Source organism: Janthinobacterium sp. BJB304, from assembly GCF_002735765.1.
Lineage (GTDB): Bacteria > Pseudomonadota > Gammaproteobacteria > Burkholderiales > Burkholderiaceae_D > Janthinobacterium.
Window position 1 is genome coordinate 1 of the sequence record NZ_PDZN01000016.1, and the last position, 16,418, is coordinate 16,418.

Genomic DNA, 16,418 nt, shown 5'->3' on the forward strand with positions numbered 1-16,418 from the left:
GGATGCTGGCTTCAGAAGATGGTGCTGTCGGATTACGCTACGCTAATCCGACCTACGCCACACTCCCCTGTCGGGTATGGCGAAATTGGCCCGGAAATAAAAAAAGCCGCCCAAGGCGACTTTGATTATCACGTGATTTCTGCGCTGTTGGTGGAGGCGGCATGGATACGGATGCTGGCTTCAGAAGATGGTGCTGTCGGATTACGCTACGCTAATCCGACCTACGCCACACTCCCCTGTCGGGTATGGCGAAATTGGCCCGGAAATAAAAAAAGCCGCCCAAGGCGACTTTGATTTATTTACTGCTTTACTTACCCGTTTCTGCGCTGTTGGTGGAGGTAAGCGGGATCGAACCGCTGACCTCTTGCATGCCATGCAAGCGCTCTCCCAGCTGAGCTATACCCCCCGGGCGCAGAAACACTGCTACTTCTTACTACAACACCAGACTGAACTGGCGTCCCCAAGGGGATTCGAACCCCTGTACTCACCGTGAAAGGGTGATGTCCTAGGCCTCTAGACGATGGGGACCACGGAACTACAGTTTACTACCTTACTTCTGCGCTGTTGGTGGAGGTAAGCGGGATCGAACCGCTGACCTCTTGCATGCCATGCAAGCGCTCTCCCAGCTGAGCTATACCCCCCGGGCGCAGAAATAAGAAAAGCCGCACTTGGCGACTTTGTTCCACTACTTGCTTTCCATCCAGATTCCGTTTTTTACGGGCCTGAACTTACAACAATCAGTACAAACAACTGCCACTACTATACCACAACTACCTGGCGTCCCCAAGGGGATTCGAACCCCTGTACTCACCGTGAAAGGGTGATGTCCTAGGCCTCTAGACGATGGGGACCGCGGAACTTCCAAACAACATCTGCACCACTTTAACAAGCAACATCATTGCTGCTGGTGGAGGTAAGCGGGATCGAACCGCTGACCTCTTGCATGCCATGCAAGCGCTCTCCCAGCTGAGCTATACCCCCGTTGGTGCAGAAACAAGAGTATAGCAAAGAAGTTTCACTCTGCAAATACCCTTTTTCGTCTATGAGCAACTTTTCATAGGAGCGGTTTCCACACGCTATTTTTACGACTATTTAAGCGCGCCGATTACAGCCACTTTGCCAGGCGCGCCAGCACGGTGCCGCGGCCGAACATGACCACCACCTGGTCGATGGCCGGCGTCTGCAGCTGGCCCGTCAAAATCAAGCGCAAAGGCATGGCCAGAAGCGGCATCTTGATGGTGTTGGCGGCCAGCACTTCCTTGATCATGGCGGCCACGGCTTCCTTGCTCCACTCCACCGTGGCGATGCGCTCGGCAAACTGCGCCAGCACGGGCTTGATGGCATCCGTGATGTGCTGCGCTGCCAGTTCCGCTTCCGGCTGCGGCTCGCGGAAGAACAGCATCGAAGCGTCAGCCAGTTCATTGAGCGTGTTGGCGCGCTCTTTCATCATGCCCAGCACTTGCGCCAGATCCGGCGCGCCTTCGAAGACGGCGCCGGCGGCGACCATTTGCGGACGCGCCAGGTCGGCCAGGCGGGTATTGTCGGCCTGCTTGATGTACTGATTATTGAGCCACTTGAGTTTTTCCAGGTCGAACTGCGCGGCCGACTTGGTCAGGTGCTCGAGGTTGAACCACTCGCAGAACTGCGCCACCGAGAAGACTTCATCGTCGCCATGGCTCCAGCCCAGGCGCGCCAGGTAATTCAGCATCGATTCAGGCAGGAAGCCCTGCGCCGGGTAATCCATCACGCTGACGGCATCGCGGCGCTTCGACATCTTCTGGCCGTCCGAACCCAGAATCATCGGCAGGTGGCCGTACAGCGGCAGCGGTGCACCGATGGCGCGCAGGATGTTGATCTGGCGCGGGGTGTTGTTGACGTGGTCGTCGCCGCGCAGCACGTGGCTGATCTGCATGTCCCAGTCATCGACGGCTACGCAGAAGTTATAGGTTGGCGTACCGTCCGGGCGGGCGATCACCAGGTCGTCCAGTTCGCGGTTCGAGATCGTGATCGTGCCCTTGACCACATCGTCCCACGTCACGTCGCCATCGAGCGGATTCTTGAAGCGCACGACGGGCTTGCGGTCCGCCGGCACGGCAGGCAGGGTCTTGCCCGGTTCCGGACGCCAGGTGCCGTCGTAGCGCGGCTTTTCGCCGGCGGCGCGCATGCGCTCGCGCATCGCTTCGACTTCTTCCGGCGACGAGTAGCAATGGTAGGCCGTGCCTTCTGCCAGCATCTGCGCCACCACTTCGCGGTAGCGGTCCATGCGCTGCATCTGGTAGAACGGGCCTTCGTCGTGGTCCAGGCCCAGCCACTTCATGCCTTCGATGATGGCTTGCACGGCTTCCGGCGTGGAACGCTCCACGTCCGTGTCTTCGATGCGCAACACGAAAGTGCCGCCGAAGTGACGGGCATACGCCCAGCTGTATAAAGCGGTGCGGGCGCCGCCCAGGTGCAGATAGCCGGTCGGGCTGGGAGCGAAACGGGTACGGACGGGAGTAGCGGTTGTGGTCATCGAAGTAATCAGGCCTGAATAAGTAAAACGCCATTTTACTCTGTTGACCGCCGCCGCTCCACAAGCGCCGTCACAGCTGCAGCAAGCGCCTTTTCACCTCGTCCGCCTGCGCATGCAGCGCCTGCTCGAACAGCGCCACCAGCTGCGACAGGGGCCGGTGCAAAGGTTTCACGAGATTCACCGTGAACGGCAGGGATACGGCAAAGCGGCGAATCTGCAAGCCCTGCCCCGCATAATCGAGCGCCGTGAGCGGATTGACGATGGCCAGCCCCACGCCTTCGCGCACCATGGCGCACACGGAAGCGGCGCTGTGCGTGTCGAGCGCCATGCGCCGCTCCACGCCCGCTTGCGCGAAGATGGCGTCGATCTGCTGGCGGTAAGGGTCGACGGCGGCCAGGCTGATGAAAGGCTGGCCCGCGAAGTCCGCCGGCTGCAGCACGGCCATGCCAGCGAGCGCATGGCCGTCAGGCAGCACGCACACTTCATCGACGGACATCAATGTATCGAGTACGGTGCCCGGCGGCGCATTGCCCACTTCCGTCAGGCCGATGTCGTGGCGCTGCGCCGACAGCCACTCTTCCAGCAGCGGCGACTCTTGCGGCGTGATGCTGATGCTCACCTTGGGAAAATCGGCGACGAAGCGCTTGCAGGCCTGCGGCAGCAAGGATTGGGAAAACACGGGCAGGCAGGCGATCGACAACTGCCCCTGGTCGAACTGGCGCAGAGCCGCCGCCGTGCTGACGATGCGCTCCAGGCCGAAATACGCGCGCTGCACCTCCTCGAACAGCTGCAGCGCCTGGGCCGTCGGGCGCAGACGCCCCCGTTCGCGCTCGAACAGGGTCAAGCCCGTCAAATGTTCGAGGCGCGCCAGCTCGCGGCTGACGGTGGGCTGCGAGGTGTGCAGCATGGCGGCGGCGGCCGTCACGCTGCCCGTCGTCATGATGGCGCGAAAAACCTCGATGTGGCGCAATGAGATAGTCATACCCATATCATAAATGAATAAGGTCACCTTAAATGGATATTTTATGTTTACAAAGAAAACCCGCATCATGATCGGCACGTAGGTCGGATTAGCGCAAGGCGCGTAATCCGACGCCACCTCCGACGCCACCCATCACATAATAAAGACCACCGCCATGAAACCAGTGCCAGACGCCACCCTCGCCCAACTCGCCCAGGAACACGGCACGCCCCTGTGGGTGTATGACGCGGCCACCATCCGCGCGCGCATCGCGCAGCTGGCGCAATTCGACACCGTGCGCTTCGCGCAAAAAGCCAACTCGAACATCCATTTGCTCACCCTGATGCGCGAAGCGGGCGTGCACGTGGACGCCGTCTCGCTGGGCGAGATCGAGCGCGCGCTGCAGGCAGGCTTTACGCCGGCGCAAACGAACGGCGCCGCCGGCCTGGTGTTCACCTGCGACCTCTTCGACCGTGCCACCCTGGCACGCGTGGCGGCAGCAAAAATTGAAGTCAATTGCGGCTCCGTCGACATGCTGCGCCAACTGGGCCCCGTGTCGCCCGGTCACCGCGTCTGGCTGCGCATCAATCCCGGCTATGGCCATGGCCACAGCAACAAGACCAATACGGGCGGCGAAAACAGCAAGCACGGCATCTGGTACGAAGAGCTGCCGGAGGCGCTGGCCGTCATTCGCGCCCACGGACTGCACCTGGTGGGCCTGCACATGCACATCGGCTCGGGCGTCGATTACAGCCACCTGGAAACCGTCTGCGGCACCATGGTCGACCTGGTCAAGAACATGGGCCACGACATCGAAGCCATTTCCACGGGCGGCGGCCTGTCCGTGCCGTACCGCGAAGGCGAGCAACCAGTCGACACGGACCACTACTTCCAGCTGTGGGATGCGGCGCGCAAGCAGATCGAGGCGCACCTGGGCCATCCCGTGCACCTGGAAATCGAACCTGGCCGCTTCCTCGTGGCCGATGCGGGCCTGCTGGTGGCCGAAGTGCGCGCCACCAAGCAAATGGGCGGCAACCACTTCACCTTGCTCGATACGGGCTTCAATGAACTGATGCGCCCCGCCATGTACGGCAGCTACCATGAAATGTCGGTGATCGCGCACGACGGCCGCGCTCTCGATGAGCAGCACGCCACCGTCGTCGGCGGCCCCCTGTGCGAATCGGGCGACGTCTTCACCCAGCGCGATGGCGGCGTGGTGGAAACCCGGCAGCTGCCGGCAGCGCAGGTGGGCGACTATGTGGTCTTCGAAGGCGCGGGCGCGTATGGCGCGTCGATGTCGTCGAACTATAACAGCCGCCCGCATGCAGCCGAATACCTGGTCGATGGGGCGCAATCCCGCATGATCCGCCGGCGCCAGACGGTTGCCGAGCTGATCGCGCTGGAACAACTGTAAATCCTCGCCCGCGTGCGGGCATGCGCATCTGCTAACATCGGGGCAACTCGATGAAAGCCCGCCATGCCCGCCCAAGCACTTCCCTTCCGCAGCGCCACCCGGCTGCTTCTGCCGCTGCTGCTGTCCGCCGTCCTCGCCGGCTGCGCTTCCCTGCCCTCGCTGGACGGCCGCATCCCCTCCAGCGTCATCGCCGACACACACCACACCCAATTGGCCACGGCCATTGCGCCCATGGTGGCGCAGCATCCCGGCGTGTCCGGCATTTACCCGCTGGTCGACGGGCGCGACGCCTTTGCCGCGCGCGCCCTGCTGGCCGCCGCCGCCCAGCGCAGCCTGGACGTGCAGTACTACATCTGGCACAAGGACATCACGGGCACCCTGCTGTTCGATGCCTTGCGCCAGGCGGCCGAACGAGGCGTGCGCGTGCGCCTGCTGCTCGACGATAACAACACGGCGGGCCTGGACCAGACCCTGTCCATGCTGGGCAAGCAGCGGAACCTGGAAATCCGCCTGTTCAATCCCTTCGTGCCCCGCGCGCCGCGCGCGCTGGCCTTCGCCACCGATTTTTCGCGCCTCAACCGGCGCATGCACAATAAATCGTTCACGGCCGATAACCAGGCCACCATCGTTGGCGGGCGCAATGTGGGCGATGAATACTTCGGCGCGGCCGGCGATGTGCTGTTCGCCGACCTGGACGTGCTGGCCATCGGCCCCGTCGTCGGCGAGGTCTCGCAGGATTTCGACCGCTACTGGAACAGCGCCTCGGCTTACCCTGCGCAACTGCTGCTGACCAGCCCTGTCGATGGCGACGCGGCCACCATCGCCGCCGAGGCGGACCGCATCGATGACACCAGGGCGGCCGAAGAATACGTGCAGGCACTGCGCACCTCGCCCTTCGTCAAGCAGATGATGGAACGCACCCTGCCCTTCGAATGGGCAAGGACGCGCATGGTCAGCGACGACCCGGCCAAGGTGCTGGACCAAGCACGGCCAGGCACGGGCGTGGCGGAAAACCTGCAAAACCTGCTCGGTGTGCCAGAAAAGGAAGTGGATCTGGTGTCGCCGTATTTCGTGCCCGGCAAGGCCGGCACGCAAGCCTTTGCCGACCTGGCGAAAAAAGGCGTGGGCGTGCGCATCCTGACGAACGCGCTGGAAGCAACCGACGTGGCGGCCGTGCATGCGGGCTATGCAAAGTGGAGGAAACCGCTGCTGGAAGCGGGCGTGCTGCTGTACGAGTCGCGCCGCTCGTGGGAGGCCGGCGACGCGCGCGAGCAGACGGGCCGCTTCGGCAGCTCCGCATCGAGCCTGCATGCGAAGACCTTCGCCATCGACGACCGGCGCATCTTTGTCGGCTCGTTCAATTTCGATCCGCGCTCGATCGAATTGAATACGGAAATGGGCCTCGTCATCGACAGCCCCGCGCTGGCCAGCCAGCTGGGGCTAGCCATGCGCACCACCATCCCGCAGCGCGCCTACCAGGTGCTGCTTGGCGACGACGGCGCGCTGTACTGGATCGCCCGCGACGCCAGCGGCGCCGCCACGCGCTACGACACGGAACCGGGCACCAGCGTGTGGAAGCGCATGGGAGTGGCGATTCTGTCGGTGCTGCCGATAGACTGGCTGCTGTAAGCGGTTTTGCCGACGATGTTGTCGGATGACGCGTGGCTGCGCCCCGCGTCATCCGACCTACGAGGTCATCGTAGGTCGGGTTAGCGCAAAGCGCGTAAGCCGACAAGCGCGCAGCACCGCCCTTAGCGCACCGCCTCCGTCAAAATCCGCCCTTCCGACGCGGACGGCTGGCGTATGCGCAGCAGATGCGCCAGGGTCGGCGCGATGTCGACCACTTCCGCGTACTGGCCATAGGCGCCCGGCTTGATCCAGCGGGGGCCGAAGACCATCAGCGGCACGTTGGTGTCATACGTGTACGGCGTGCCGTGCGAAGTGCCGCCGCTGCCTTTGCCGAAGTACCAGGCCGGTTTTGTGACGACCATCAGGTCGCCCGACAGCTGGCGGTTCCAGGCGCGGCGCATCAGGGTATCCATGCGCGTGGCCACGGCGCCTGTTTCCATCTGCGTGCGCGTATAGACTTGCGCCAGGCCGTCCTGCTGCAGCAGGAAGCGGGCCGCCGCGTCTTCCAGCGCGGCGCGATGGACGCCGCCCTTTTCCGCCAGCGCGTAATCGAGGTAGATATTCGGCAGCGACGACGTCGTCACCAGCTTGTCCACGCCCAGGGTCGTCGCCAGGTGCTGGTTCAGGCTTGCGACCAGCTTGTCGCCGTCGATGCGCTTGGCCGTAAAGCCGCCGCGCGCTTCCGTAAATTCCGGCACGTTGGCAAAGCCATGGTCGGCCGTCAGCACCACCAGCACGTTGTCCATGCCGACTTTTTTATCGAGATCAAGAAAGAAGCCGGCCAGCATGCGGTCCAGGCGCTGCAGGTGGTCGTGCGACATCTTGCTTTCCGGGCCGTAGGCATGGTTCACGTAGTCGTGCGCGGACAGGCTCACGCCCAGGATGTCGGGCACGCCGGCCGGGTTGCGGCCCAGGTTTTCGCCGTCGATGGCGGCACGGGCAAATTCCAGGGTCAGTTCATCGAGGAAGGGACCGGACTTCAAGCGGCTGTAGTACTCGCCGTCGAGCTGGCCGCTGTCGCTGTAATAGGCGAACGGGAAGGTGTTGCGCGTGCCCGGCTTGGCCGCCACCAGATCGTCGCGCGCATCGTTGACATAAGCCCCGTCGGCCAGCAGCGGCGTCCAGCTCTTGCCGTAATAACGGTCCTGCGGCTTGGCCGCCTGGTAGCGCTGCACCCATTGCGGGTGCTGCTGCATGTAATAGGTGCTGCTGGCGAAATTGCCCGTCTTTTCCATGTACATATAGGCCGTGCCCGTTTTCCCGGCCAGCAGGATGGCGCCGCGGTCCTTGCCCGACACGGTGACGACCTTGGCCTTGTCGCCCGTGGCATAGCGCAGCTCGTCACCGAGGGTGCTCACGCGCAGCTTGGTCGGCGCGGTACCGTCGTCCGGCTTCGTCTCTTCGCCGATGTAATGGAAATTGCCATCCTCGGTGCAGTACACGGACTTTTTCGTGAGGGGATCGATCCAGTTATTGCCGATCACGCCATGCTGGTAAGGATAGGCGCCCGACAGCACGGCCGAGTGGCCGATGGCGGTAACCGTGATGCCGTGGGCCTGGTGCGCATCGCTGAACCACGCTCCCTGCTCCAGCAGGCGGCGGAAACCGCCCTGGCCGAACTGCTCACGGTAGCGCGTCACCTGTTCCTGCGGCAAACCGTCGACCACCAGCACCACGACCAGCTTCGGCTGCGCCGCAGCCGAGGGTACGGCCTTGGCCGCATATGCCTGGCAAGCCGCCACGCTCGTCACCAGCAACAGCGCCTGCGCCAGCTGCCGGGAAAGGGAGAAATGTTTCGTCATATCCACTCATCAAAAGTTAGGCCACCGGGCAGCATACGCCGACTATATGACACAACAATGACAAGAAGCAACAATATGAAAAGGCCGGGCCCCATCGCTGGAACCCGGCCTGTGCCGCAACAGACAATATATCCGACTTACTTGACCGTCACTTTGATGCTTTTGCTCAACTCCGGCCCATACGACTGGTGCGCGCCATTGGCGAACTGCATGGTGAGCGTGTACTGGCCCGGCGGCAAAGTGACGTCCGTTTCCGTTTGACCTTTGCCAAAATGCAAATGCTTGTCATCCATGGGTATCATCTCGCCCGCCTTCATCGGCCCCGTATTGATGAGCAGATGATGGTGGCCCGTCTTGGCCGTCATCTCGCCGGCCGGCTTGACGTCCATGCCGCTGACGGCAAATTTCACTTTGAACGGGCTCGTCACCGTCGCACCATCGGCTGGCTCGACGAAGGAAACGGATTGGGCGAAGGCGCTGGCGGCCAGCAGGCTGCCGGCAACCAGGACTGCGGCCTGGCGCAGGAATACGGTGGTCAATTGCATGATGTCTCCTCTTGTTTAATAACAACACGGACTGCATGAAACCATATTCCTGGCGGTCATGGCGCCGGGGACGAGTTAAGCCAATGGTGCCACTGGTGGCCTTGAAAACCGTAGCGAGCAAGCTCAATGTCGGGTTGAGTAACGCAACCGTACTTTAGTACGGTGAGTAACGCCGACCCGAAAGTGAGCTGCGCAGTAGGTTTGCAAGGCCACCCAACCATCAGTCGTTCTTGATCACGATCGACGGGAATTTACTTGTCATATCCTTCGCCTTTTCCGCCACTTTAATGGCGATGGTGCGGGCGATCTGCTTGTAGATCACGGCGACGGGGCCTTCCGGCTCGGCCACGACGGTGGGCGTGCCCGAGTCCGTCTGCTGGCGAATCGCCATGGTCAGCGGCAAGGCGCCGAGGAATTCCACGCCGAAGTCCGCGCACATCTTCGCGCCGCCGCCGGCGCCGAAGATTTCTTCCGCATGGCCGCAGTTCGAGCAGATGTGCGTGCTCATGTTTTCCACCACGCCGAGGATCGGGATACCGACCTTCTCGAACATTTTGAGACCCTTGCGCGCGTCCAGCAGCGCGATGTCCTGCGGCGTCGTGACGATGACGGCGCCCGTGACGGGCACTTTCTGCGACAGGGTCAATTGAATGTCGCCCGTGCCTGGCGGCATGTCGACGATCAGATAATCGAGGTCGCGCCAGTTGGTCTGGTCCAGCAACTGCTGCAAGGCTTGCGTGACCATCGGGCCGCGCCACACCATCGGCTCGTCCGGGTCGATCATGAAACCGATCGACGACACTTGCAGGCCGTGGTTTTCCATCGGCTCCATGCTCTTGCCGTCGAGCGTCTTCGGCTGGCCGCTGATGCCCAGCATCATCGGCTGCGACGGGCCATAGATGTCGGCGTCCAGCATGCCGACGGTGGCGCCTTCGGCCGCCAGGGCCAGGGCCAGGTTGACTGCCGTGGTCGATTTGCCAACACCACCCTTGCCGGAAGCGACGGCAATGATGTTTTTCACATTGCTCATCGGCTTCAAGCCGCGCTGCACCGTGTGCGAAATGATTTTCGACGACACGCCCACGCTGACGTTGCCCACGCCCGGCAGCACGCGCAGGGCGGCCAGCACGGATTTGCGGATCAGGTCGATCTGGCTTTTGGCGGGGTAGCCCAGTTCGATGTCGAGCGAAATGTCGCTGCCATCGACCTTCAGATTCTTGACGGTTTTACTGGAAACGAAATCTTTATGTGTATTTGGATCAATAACCTGGGCCAGCGCGGCCTTGACGTCTTCTACTGTGATGCTCATGTAAATCTCCATGTGTACTACATATGTGCAATAAGGCGCAGTCTAGCGCAAATTTGCATGGCGCGATGGCGGCAAAAGCATCACTTGCCGGCGCTGCATCTGCTCATATTGCCTTTCCGCTGTTAAAATGTCCTATTATCCATCCCAAAAGTGCATCAATCATGACTCGCAAGCTGTTCGTCACCACTGCCCTGCCTTACGCAAACGCCGCTTTTCACATTGGCCACATCATGGAATACATCCAGGCTGATATCTGGGTCCGGTTCCAGCGAATGCAACGCGATGGCGCAGCCGGCCGTGAAGTGCACTTTGTGGGCGCCGACGATACGCATGGCACGCCCATCATGATCGCCGCCGAAAAGGAAGGCATCACGCCGCAGCAATTCGTCGCCAACATCGCCGCCGGCCGCGCCCAGTACCTCGATGGCTTCCACATCGCCTTCGACAACTGGTATTCGACCGATTCGCCGGAGAACGTTGATCTGTCGCAATCGATCTACCGCAAGCTGCGCGATACGGGCCTGATCGTCACGAAAACCGTCGACCGCTTCTTCGACCCGGTGAAAGGCATGTTCCTGGCCGACCGCAACATCAAGGGCGAATGCCCGAAATGCGGCGCCAAGAACCAGTACGGCGACAATTGCGAAGTGTGCGGCGCGGCTTACCAGCCGACCGACCTGGTCAACCCGTTCTCGGTGTTCACCAACGCGACGCCCGTGATGAAGCCGTCGGAACAGTATTTCTTCAAGCTGTCCGACCCGCGCTGCTTCGAATTCCTCAAGGATTGGCTCAACACGCCAGGCCGCCTGCAGCCTGAAATGGTCAACAAGGTCAGCGAATGGCTGGGCGAAGCCGGCGAAAAGCTGGCCGACTGGGACATCTCGCGCGACGCGCCCTACTTCGGCATCCCGATTCCCGATGCGCCGGGCAAGTTCTTCTATGTGTGGATGGACGCGCCCGTCGGCTACCTGGCCAGCCTGAAAAACTATTGCGACAAGAAAGGCATCGATTTCGACGCCTTCCTGAACGACCCGACGACGGAACAGATCCATTTCATCGGCAAGGACATCGTGTCCTTCCATTTGCTGTTCTGGCCTGCCATGCTGAAGTTCGCCGATCACCCGGTGATCGACAAACTGAAAGTCAATGTGCACGGCTTCCTGACGGTCAACAACGAAAAGATGTCGAAGTCGCGCGGCACGGGCATCTCGCCGCTGCGCTACCTGGACCTGGGCATGAACCCGGAATGGCTGCGCTACTACATCGCGTTCAAGCTGAACTCGAAAGTGGAAGACCTGGATTTCAACGGCGAAGATTTCGTCGCCCGCGTGAACAGCGACCTGATCGGCAAATACGTGAACATCGCCAGCCGCTGCGCCGGCTTCATCGCCAAGAAATTCGACGGCAAGCTGGCATCTAGCCTGTCGTCAAAGGCGCAGGGCTACATCTGGCGCGCGCTGACCTACAAGGTGCCGTCCGGCGACGAAATCCTGAGCAAGGAACGCCAGGCCAGCATCGCGGCCCACTACGAAAACCGCGAATTCGGCAAGGCCTTGCGCGAGATCATGGAAATCGCCGACATCACCAACCAGTATGTCGATGAAAACAAGCCGTGGATCCTGGCCAAGGATGCGGACAAGACGGCCGAGCTGCACGAAGTGTGCACGACGGCCCTGATCCTGTTCCGCCAGCTGACCATCTTGTTGTCGCCAGTATTGCCGGGCGTGGCCAAGAACGTGGCCGGCTTCCTCAACGATGCCGAGTTCAGCTGGGCCGATACGCACGTCGATGACGTCTCGAGCGGCATGCTGGGCCGCACCATTGGCAGCTACAACCATTTGATGACGCGCATGGATGCGAAGATGATCGAAGCGCTGTTCGACGCGCCGCAAGCGGCAGCCGCCGTGCCCGCCGCCGAGGCCGTCAGCGACGTGGCCGCCACTCCGGCCAGCACCATCGAGGAACTGGCGCCCGAAATCAAGATCGACGACTTCCTCAAGGTCGACCTGCGCATCGCGAAAATCGTCAATTGCGAACTGGTGGACGGCTCGGACAAACTGCTGCGCCTGACCCTGGACGCGGGCGAAGGCCGCTTGCGCAATGTCTTCTCGGGCATCCGTTCGGCTTACCAGCCGGAAGAACTGATCGGCAAGCTGACGGTGCTGGTGGCCAACCTGGCGCCGCGCAAGATGAAGTTCGGCATTTCCGAAGGCATGGTCATGGCTGCCTCCGCCGCCGACGAGAAGGTCAATCCGGGCATCTACATCCTGAACCCGTGGCCGGGCGCCGAACCTGGCATGCGCATCCGCTAAGCCACCACAAGGACCGATGATGAATATCGTGGTGCGCGAAGCAACAAATGCAGATGCACAACTGATGGCCGAGCTGACCCGCGCCGCGTGGGCCGGCAAGGTGGCGGCCTCGTCCAGCGGGCACCACGAGACGGCACAGCAGGTGGAAGCCCAATTGCGCCACGGCGGCGGTTTTCTGTTGCTGATCGACGACATTCCAGCCGGTTCGCTGCGCTGGATGCCGCTCGACAGCGATCCCGCCATCTGGAAGATTTCACGCATGGGCGTGCTGCCCGCCTACCGGGGCAGCCACGTCTCGCAGCACTTGCTGGAAGCCATCATTCATCACGGCCTGTCGTGCCAGGCCGAGGAATTGCGCCTGGCCGTGCGGCGCGACCAGCGCAAGCTGATCGATTTTTATGCGGCCTTCGAATTCGAGCTGGCCGAAGAACTGGAATATTCGCACGCCAACCCCGCCGAACCGGCGCCGATGGTGATGCGGCGCCTGCTGCGTTATTGATTTTTAGCAATTTCGCCCCGGACTTGCCGATACAACAACCCGCCAAGCGGCACGGCGCGGTAAAATACGGCCGGCTGACCTTACCCATAAGACACTCAGAAGAGAATATGAAACTGCCTGCAAAACACAACAACTATGTATCCGACCACACCTTGTTCATCGCCGAACTGAAGGCCAAGAACCCTGGCATGGAAGCGGGCCAGCAAGCGGGCCGCGCCCTGCTGTGGGACAAGCCGGCCGTCAGCATCGATGAGCAGGAGCGCCAGCTGGCGTCGGCCGTCAAGCAACAGGCTTACGTTTACCAGAACAAGAACTAAGATCTGGAACCGGCACGATGTTGCCTGAAGAGTCTGCAGTCACGCCGGAAGCCGACGCTTCCGGTGCCGGCGCAGTCATCGAGTCGCCCGAACCTGTCGCTGATGGCGACGGCAGCGGCGACCCTGCAGCATCTGCAGCCAAGGTAACGGATGCGGCGCCCGCCGCCGACCCGCTGGGCATCGCCCGCCTGTATGGCGAGCCCATGATGCGCATGCCGACGGATTTGTACATTCCGCCGGACGCGCTGGAAATCTTCCTCGAAGCCTTCGAAGGCCCGCTCGACTTGCTGCTCTACCTGATCCGCAAGCAAAACTTCAACATTCTCGATATTCCGATGGCGCAGGTGACCCTGCAATATCTGAAATATGTCGACCAGATTCGTGTGCGCAACCTGGAACTGGCCGCCGAGTACCTGCTGATGGCGGCCATGCTGATCGAGATCAAGTCGCGTATGCTCTTGCCTTCGCGCAAGAGCGACGTCGAGGAAGATGGCGGCGACCCCCGTGCCGAACTGGTGCGCCGCCTGCTCGAGTACGAGCAGATCAAGCTGGCCGCCTACGACCTGAACGCCATTCCCCAGTTCGAGCGCGATTTCGTGCGCACGCAGATTTTCATCGAGCAAAGCCTGACGCCCACCTGGCCCGACGTGGAACCGGTGGACTTGCAGCAGGCGTGGCTCGACGTGCTGAAACGCGCCAAGCTGACCCAGCATCACCGCATCAGCCGCCAGGAACTGTCCGTGCGCGAGCACATGTCGAGCATCCTGCGCCATTTGCAGTCGTCGCGCTTCGTCGAGTTCAGCGATCTGTTCGACATTGCCGGCGGCGTGCCCGTGGTGGTGGTCAACTTCGTGGCCCTGCTGGAACTGGCCAAGGAAACCCTGATCGAAATCACGCAGGCAGAACCGTTTGCCCCCATCTACGTCCGGCTGGCGTATTCGCCCGCCTGACCCCTTCCCTTTGTCACTGACCACCGTACAACGGGGTTTTAGCGAAAGCAATCCATGAAAATTATTTCCGACATTGAAGAATTGCGCGACCAGCTCAGCGGACAGCTGCGCACGGCGTTCGTCCCCACCATGGGCAACCTGCATGAAGGCCATCTGTCGCTGATGCGCCTGGCGCGCAAGCATGGCGATCCTGTCGTCGCCTCGATCTTCGTGAACCGCCTGCAATTCGGGCCGAATGAAGACTTCGAAAAATATCCGCGCACCATGGCGGCCGACATCGCCAAGCTGGAAAAGGAAGGCGTGTACGTGCTGTTCGCGCCGACGGAAAAGGAACTGTACCCGGAGCCGCAGGAATACCGCGTGCGCCCGCCCGATGACCTGGGCAATACCCTGGAAGGCGAATTCCGCCCCGGCTTCTTCGAAGGCGTGTGCACGGTCGTCACCAAGCTGTTCTCGTGCGTGGGTCCGCGCGTGGCCGTGTTCGGCAAGAAGGATTACCAGCAACTGATGATCATCCGCAATATGGCGCGCCAGTTCGCGCTGCCGACGGAAATCATCGCCGCCGAAACCTATCGCGCCGACGACGGCCTGGCCCTGTCCTCGCGCAATATGTACCTGTCGGAAAGCGAACGCGCGGAAGCGCCGGAACTGTTCAAGGGTCTTAATTTCGTGGCCGAGGAAGTACGCAAGGGCAACCTGGCCGTCGGTGAACTGGAACAGGCCAGCATGCAGCTGTTGAACAGCCGCGGCTGGAAATCGGACTACATCGCCGTGCGCAAGCGCGCCAACCTGCAGGCGCCGAGCACCGCCGAACTGGCCGCGGGCGAGCCGCTGGTGGTGCTGGCCGCCGCCAAGCTGGGACAAACCAGACTCATCGACAACCTGGAAATTTAACATACAACAAAACCTGCTGCGCGTCGCGATTTGCGGGCTGCGATGCTCACTGCGCTAAAGCACAGCTCCGCTTCTCGGCCACAACTCTCTGCCGCTCGCTACGGTTTTGTCAGATGTTTTAAACGCAGTCACAGCGGGGCCATTCGGCCCCGTTGCTTTACCTACTTTTCCATCCCTACCAGCTTGAGCTCGGCAAACAGCGGCTTGTTGCTGCCGCGTGCCGCTTGCAACATGTCGTAGCTTGCCGCGTCGAGCACGATTTCTTCGCCCGCCCACAGCTTGCGCTGGTTCGCAGGCAGCCTCAGGCTGCGCAGGATGGCCCGCACCTGGGCCGGATCGGCCGCCAGCAGGCGGATGGCGCGCGCATGGCGCTGCGTGCCCGTGAGGATCGGCAAGCCGCCCTCGGAGCCGTGCTGGCTCAGGCTGACATAATCCTGGCCGCCCACGCGGTGCAGATAGGCATGCCGGCCATCCGCTTCGGCAGGCGACTGCGCGGGCGGCTCCTGCATTTCGACAGACGCGACAGGCGCAACGGCGGTTTGCTCAAGGCTCACGCCACAGGCCGCCAACAGGGCCGTGCTCAGGGCGAAAAATAATACGGGTGCTCGGCGCATCGTGCGCTCCTTCTTGTCGGGGTCGGGGACAAAGGTGGAATACTGCAGCGATCATGGGCCAAATCATTTGACGTGTAAAGTTAACCCTTGGAAATATTTTATTCCTTTGCGCAATTTCATCCGGTCAGAGCGAAGGACACGCGGGATGAACTGGCTGCAAGCACGGCGCAGCCGATGAAAAAAACGCTGCCGGTTTGCACGGGCAGCGTTTTTCTTGATCGGTATCAAGCCGTGATCAGGCGCCGGCTTTTTCCAGCTTCTCGAAAATCTTGTTCAGCTTTTCATCGAGGGTCGCTGCCGTGAACGGCTTGACGACATAACCGCTGGCGCCAGCTTGCGCGGCGGCGATGATGTTTTCCTTCTTCGCTTCGGCGGTGACCATCAGCACGGGCAGCTTGGCCAGTGCGGGATCGGCGCGGATATGCTGCAGCATCGTCAGGCCATCCATGTTTGGCATGTTCCAGTCCGACACGACGAAATCGAACGATTCCGCGCGCAGCTTCGCCAGGCCCATCACGCCGTCTTCCGCCTCATCGACGTTGGCATAACCCAGTTCCTTCAACAGATTCCGGACAATGCGGCGCATCGTCGAAAAATCGTCAACGACTAAAAATTTCATCTTTGGATCAGCCATGAATAACTCCGTTGTTTCTGTAGCGG

At 61.5% G+C, this 16,418-nt stretch carries 15 protein-coding genes and 5 tRNA genes; 8 read left to right on the top strand and 12 right to left on the bottom strand.

The window, feature by feature from the left end:
* On the top strand, window positions 1–294 hold a 294-nt coding region (locus CSQ95_RS29855), incomplete at its 5' end, for a hypothetical protein (RefSeq protein ID WP_218963620.1).
* A 36-nt stretch (window positions 295–330) separates the two neighbouring features.
* Here CSQ95_RS29855 and CSQ95_RS18860 read toward each other — a convergent pair.
* The 7 genes from CSQ95_RS18860 to CSQ95_RS18890 form a co-directional block, all read right to left on the bottom strand.
* Window positions 331–406: transfer RNA gene (locus CSQ95_RS18860), tRNA-Ala, on the bottom strand.
* A gap of 46 nt (window positions 407–452) precedes the next feature.
* Window positions 453–528: transfer RNA gene (locus tag CSQ95_RS18865), tRNA-Glu, on the bottom strand.
* 37 nt (window positions 529–565) lie between these two features.
* A tRNA-Ala gene (locus CSQ95_RS18870) sits at window positions 566–641 on the bottom strand.
* A gap of 134 nt (window positions 642–775) precedes the next feature.
* A tRNA-Glu gene (locus CSQ95_RS18875) sits at window positions 776–851 on the bottom strand.
* Between the two features lie 54 nt (window positions 852–905).
* Window positions 906–981, bottom strand: a tRNA-Ala gene (locus tag CSQ95_RS18880).
* 124 nt (window positions 982–1,105) lie between these two features.
* Complete coding sequence (gene gltX / locus CSQ95_RS18885) at window positions 1,106–2,512, bottom strand: glutamate--tRNA ligase (protein ID WP_099410627.1); 1,407 nt, start codon at window positions 2,510–2,512, stop codon at window positions 1,106–1,108.
* A 70-nt stretch (window positions 2,513–2,582) separates the two neighbouring features.
* A complete protein-coding gene (locus tag CSQ95_RS18890; RefSeq protein ID WP_099410628.1) occupies window positions 2,583–3,494 on the bottom strand; it encodes a LysR family transcriptional regulator in 912 nt (303 codons plus the stop codon).
* Between the two features lie 154 nt (window positions 3,495–3,648).
* Between CSQ95_RS18890 and lysA the strand changes: the two genes are divergently transcribed.
* Both lysA and CSQ95_RS18900 read left to right on the top strand, forming a co-directional pair.
* A complete protein-coding gene (gene lysA, locus CSQ95_RS18895) occupies window positions 3,649–4,887 on the top strand; it encodes a diaminopimelate decarboxylase (protein ID WP_099410629.1) in 1,239 nt (412 codons plus the stop codon).
* 63 nt (window positions 4,888–4,950) lie between these two features.
* Complete coding sequence (locus CSQ95_RS18900; RefSeq protein WP_070312353.1) at window positions 4,951–6,516, top strand: phospholipase D family protein; 1,566 nt, start codon at window positions 4,951–4,953, stop codon at window positions 6,514–6,516.
* 122 nt (window positions 6,517–6,638) lie between these two features.
* Here the strand turns inward: CSQ95_RS18900 and CSQ95_RS18905 are convergent, their stop codons facing one another.
* The 3 genes from CSQ95_RS18905 to apbC form a co-directional block, all read right to left on the bottom strand.
* Window positions 6,639–8,318 (bottom strand): alkaline phosphatase family protein, encoded by a 1,680-nt coding sequence (locus tag CSQ95_RS18905; RefSeq protein WP_070312352.1) that lies wholly within the window; start codon window positions 8,316–8,318, stop codon window positions 6,639–6,641.
* A gap of 137 nt (window positions 8,319–8,455) precedes the next feature.
* A complete protein-coding gene (locus tag CSQ95_RS18910; RefSeq protein WP_099410630.1) occupies window positions 8,456–8,863 on the bottom strand; it encodes a DUF4399 domain-containing protein in 408 nt (135 codons plus the stop codon).
* Window positions 8,864–9,083: 220 nt separating this feature from the next.
* Entirely contained in the window at window positions 9,084–10,172 is a 1,089-nt protein-coding gene (gene apbC / locus CSQ95_RS18915; RefSeq protein ID WP_070219730.1) for an iron-sulfur cluster carrier protein ApbC, read from the bottom strand.
* A gap of 161 nt (window positions 10,173–10,333) precedes the next feature.
* On the opposite strand from apbC, the gene metG reads away from it, so the two are divergent.
* The 5 genes from metG (at window position 10,334) to panC (ending at window position 15,144) form a co-directional block, all read left to right on the top strand.
* Window positions 10,334–12,484: a methionine--tRNA ligase gene (gene metG / locus CSQ95_RS18920; protein ID WP_099410631.1), complete on the top strand. Its 2,151-nt coding sequence runs from the start codon at window positions 10,334–10,336 to the stop codon at window positions 12,482–12,484.
* 19 nt (window positions 12,485–12,503) lie between these two features.
* Window positions 12,504–12,983, top strand: a complete 480-nt coding sequence (locus CSQ95_RS18925) for a GNAT family N-acetyltransferase (RefSeq protein ID WP_070219744.1) — start codon at window positions 12,504–12,506, stop codon at window positions 12,981–12,983.
* A gap of 107 nt (window positions 12,984–13,090) precedes the next feature.
* The gene (locus CSQ95_RS18930; RefSeq protein ID WP_034778041.1) at window positions 13,091–13,300 is read left to right on the top strand and encodes a DUF3460 family protein; all 210 of its coding nucleotides are present in this window, start codon (window positions 13,091–13,093) and stop codon (window positions 13,298–13,300) included.
* A gap of 17 nt (window positions 13,301–13,317) precedes the next feature.
* Window positions 13,318–14,250, top strand: a complete 933-nt coding sequence (locus CSQ95_RS18935) for a ScpA family protein (RefSeq protein WP_099410632.1) — start codon at window positions 13,318–13,320, stop codon at window positions 14,248–14,250.
* Between the two features lie 54 nt (window positions 14,251–14,304).
* Window positions 14,305–15,144: a pantoate--beta-alanine ligase gene (gene panC / locus CSQ95_RS18940; protein WP_099410633.1), complete on the top strand. Its 840-nt coding sequence runs from the start codon at window positions 14,305–14,307 to the stop codon at window positions 15,142–15,144.
* 161 nt (window positions 15,145–15,305) lie between these two features.
* Here the strand turns inward: panC and CSQ95_RS18945 are convergent, their stop codons facing one another.
* Together CSQ95_RS18945 and cheY are read right to left on the bottom strand one after the other, a co-directional pair.
* The gene (locus CSQ95_RS18945) at window positions 15,306–15,758 is read right to left on the bottom strand and encodes a hypothetical protein (protein ID WP_141750004.1); all 453 of its coding nucleotides are present in this window, start codon (window positions 15,756–15,758) and stop codon (window positions 15,306–15,308) included.
* A gap of 235 nt (window positions 15,759–15,993) precedes the next feature.
* On the bottom strand, window positions 15,994–16,392 hold the full coding sequence (cheY, locus tag CSQ95_RS18950) for a chemotaxis response regulator CheY (RefSeq protein ID WP_026132837.1): 399 nt from the start codon (window positions 16,390–16,392) through the stop codon (window positions 15,994–15,996).
* Between the last annotated feature and the right edge of the window lie 26 nt (window positions 16,393–16,418).